We start from the raw sequence: 3,558 nt of genomic DNA on the forward strand, positions 1-3,558 counted from the left end.
TACGGTCATTCGTTATGCCTTGTGATGTACCCACTCCCGCATTCTGACCAATTGAAATACCAGCTGTTGTATTTGCAAAAGCACCTTGACCCAATGCAACAGCACCATCACGGCCCGCACTAGATGCTCCGCCGGCAGCCAGTGCACCGCTTGCAGCTGCTTGAGCTCCAGCACCAATCGAAATTGCCTGCTCTCCTGAAGCATTACCATTTCGACCTATTGCAATCGCATCCTTTGCAACAGCTTTAGATGAGTCACCAAGAGCAACACTAGATTCACCGGCTGCCAAATTAGAAGTGCCCAAAGCTATACTATTCTTTCCAAGAGAAAGATTCGCACCGCTGCTTAACGATGCCACGAAGCTAGTAACTTCAGTATTTGTAACCGACACCCCATTAATTTCAGTAATATCTGTTAAATTCGTACCCGTACCTGTCGTAGTTACAGACATGCCATCTATTGCAGTAATTTTATTATTTGCATCTCTTGTATAAACAGGCTGGCGCGGTGTCCCTGTGGTTGAACCAATTGCTGTACTATTTAAACCAATTGCTGCGGATTGTTTACCAATTGCAACTGCATTTTCTTGATCTGCGCGCGCTTGGTCGCCCATAGCAATTGAACTTGTACCATTTGCAATTGCTTGAGGTCCTATAGCAACCGATTCTAGACCTTTTGACTGTGAATCAGCTGCAGCAGAGTTGGTATGGAAATATTTAATACCAACCCCGACTCCACTTCCTGTTCCAGTGGTATCAACCCCTGTAATATATTCAATAGCTTGCCTTACATTATTAAAAGCTTGTGTACCGCCTTTACCATCACTCACCGTATAAGTTTGATTTTCTAAGGTTCCATTTGCATCTAATTTTGTTCCTAGGACATCCGCAATATTTTTATTGACGGTATAAAGCTGCCCACCATTAACTGCATCCGTACTGCTCGCATTACTGATATTTCCAGCGGCTAATCCAGTAATTTTTTTACTATTGAGATACGCACCATTATTAAATGCCGCTAATCCATTAACATTCAAAGTATCGCCTACAGTTGTATCTCCTGTAGTTGTTAAAGTACCCGCAATATTGGTGTTTTTAAGAGCCGTCGCACCATTTACAGTCAAATCACTTCCAATCGTTGCTGAGCCTGTCGTCGTAACATTGCTGAGTGTCGTTGCACCTGTTACTCCCAAAGTACCGCCTACAGTTGTATTTCGTAATGCAGTAGTGCCAGCCTCAACTGTTAAACCATTTCCAATCTTTGCTGAGCCTGTAGTCGTAACATTGCTGAGTGTTGTATTGCCAACGACATTTAACGTGTTATTAAGTGTCGTTGCACCATTTACAGTCAAACCACTTCCAATCGTTGCTGAGCCTGTCGTCGTAACATTGCTGAGTGTCGTTGCACCTGTTACTTCCAAAGTACCGCCTACTGTCGTATTTCCTGTAGTTGTTAAAGTACCCGCAATATTGGTGTTTTTAAGAGAGGTCGCACCATCTGCTACAGTCAAACCATTTCCAATTGTTGCTGAGCCTGTTGTAGTTAATGTACCTGTCTTAACTAAACCGTCCGTATCTAAACCTGCAGTACTTAATGTCGTATTTGTCCCGACTTTAACTGTATTTGTGGTTTTATCTAATTCAACACTGCCTACCGTAACTTTATTCAGACTTACGTCATCCGTTGTTGCAACTACAAAATCTGTGCCACTAGGTGTAACTGTAATATTATTTCCTGCCAAAACATCAGCATAAACTGGCATCATCGCACTTGACGCAATAGCTATAGCTACTGCTACAACTTTCACCGTTTTTGTTTTCGTTTTACTTTTTGCATTTTCCGAAACCGCAACCCATGCCCCTATCGAAGCATTCCAAACTACTCTATAGATCCTATTCATACTTACACCTTTTATATGACTTATAACTTATAAAAATAAAAATAAAAATAAAAATAAAGATAATGTGATTAGTGCCTCGTATTCTAAGTTATAAAATGTACAAAACTCACATTTAATTTGTAAAAATGTCTATTTTAGACCTCTTTCATAAATCATTTTTTACTCAGCTCCAAGTTATAAATTCCAGCGATTAAATTGAATCTCAAACCAAGCCTAGCTCGCTGAATAGACTTGTAAGGATCAGCAAAATACGTCTCTATGCCAGCATCAGTAATTCTTTTGTGTTCGGAAAATTCTTTGCCATTATCAAATGTCACACTATAAGCATGGCTCATTTGTAAACGATCTAATGCACAAGTAATCGTTTGAGAGGATGCTCTTGTTGGCCCTAAATGAACAATATGTACATACAGGCTCTTTCGATCAACGAGAGTCAATAAAGCACCTTTATGATGTTTACCAATCACCGTGTCACCTTCGAAATCTCCTAAACGTTGTCGTTGATCAATGACCTGGTGTCGGCAGTGAATACTTGTTTTATCAATGATTTGACCCCTACGATCCGTGTTTTTGTAACCGCGTTTTCGATATTTCTTCTGATGCCTTAAATGTAGATGAAGTTTACCGCCTTTTGATTTATCTTGATAAATGTACTGGTAAATCCACTCATGTGAAGGTACATCCAGCCAACCGCGTTGTGTTAAAGCACCTGAAATTTGTTCGGGTGACCAGTCCAAACCAATCAAATAATCAATATAAGCGAAGGCAAATGCTGTCATTGATGATGAAGGACGGTACCGTCTTTGACTTGCAAATTTAGCTGCCTGTTGAGCTCTATATCCACGTTGCCCAGTATTTCTTTTTAATTCACGGTAGATGGTTGATCGTGAACGTCCTAATTCCCGAGCAAGGGTAGCGATTGAACTTTTACTTTTCAAAGTAGCATAAATTTCGTATCTTTCATCTTGAGAAAGTTGGGTGTATTTCTTCATTGTGTGCTTTCCAATTACGAGTTGAAAAAGTCTAATGATTCTATGAATACACCTAACTTTTTCAACTAACTACAAATGTGTTGCACTTGGGATTTGAATCTGCGAGCCATAAAATGATGTGGTCCTAGGATTTTAGACCACGCCTATAATTTCAATATCACCTTTCGCCTTATAAACATGTTGGCCAAAAGCATTTGACAAATGTCCAGTGACACAGTCCTGAGAACTAAATTGATATGAAGGCGGTAAGAGTAAAATAATTTCTGATTCTGCTGTCTTGAATGAAGCCTGCCCAATAAATGGACATAGCTCTCCTTCATCCTGTGCAAATGCAACAGGAACACTACCGATTGGCTTTGTTGCACAAAGATTTGAAATGCAAAGCGCCCCTAATTGAGCCAAATTTAAGGCGTAACTTGGGTAAGTGGTCGACCTAATTCCGTAAATCTGTTAAGGACTGCTACACGTGCATGGATCTCATTCACTTGGCTATCAAAACTCCTTGCACTGAGTTTATCTCCTAATAATTTGATGCAATGCATCTTAGTTTCAACCAAACTTCGACGATGATAGCCTGACCATTTTTTCCATAGTGTCCTGCCTAAACGTTTAATTGTTCTAAGTAATTCATTTCGCTCTAGCGAGCTACTCTTTGTATCTTTCCAT

The 3,558-nt window shown here is 40.1% G+C and carries 3 protein-coding genes and 1 pseudogene; all 4 read right to left on the reverse strand.

Features of this window, described 5'->3' with window-relative positions; translation table 11 throughout:
- Positions 1-1,900 (reverse strand): YadA family autotransporter adhesin (locus J582_RS24330; RefSeq protein WP_050674869.1); only part of this gene is annotated, 1,900 nt, incomplete at its 3' end.
- 212 nt (positions 1,901-2,112) lie between these two features.
- Positions 2,113-2,892 (reverse strand): annotated as a pseudogene (locus J582_RS24335) (IS30 family transposase); the annotation flags it as partial.
- 132 nt (positions 2,893-3,024) lie between these two features.
- Positions 3,025-3,294 carry a hypothetical protein gene (locus J582_RS24340; RefSeq protein ID WP_032048810.1) on the reverse strand — a complete coding sequence of 90 codons (270 nt, stop codon included), beginning with the start codon at positions 3,292-3,294 and terminating at the stop codon, positions 3,025-3,027.
- Positions 3,295-3,296: 2 nt separating this feature from the next.
- The coding region (locus tag J582_RS26515; RefSeq protein WP_333728989.1) for a transposase at positions 3,297-3,558 on the reverse strand (262 nt) is incomplete at its 5' end.

The sequence above is a fragment of the Acinetobacter sp. 1566109 genome (genome assembly GCF_000582255.1).
GTDB classification, from domain to species: Bacteria; Pseudomonadota; Gammaproteobacteria; order Pseudomonadales; family Moraxellaceae; genus Acinetobacter; species Acinetobacter nosocomialis.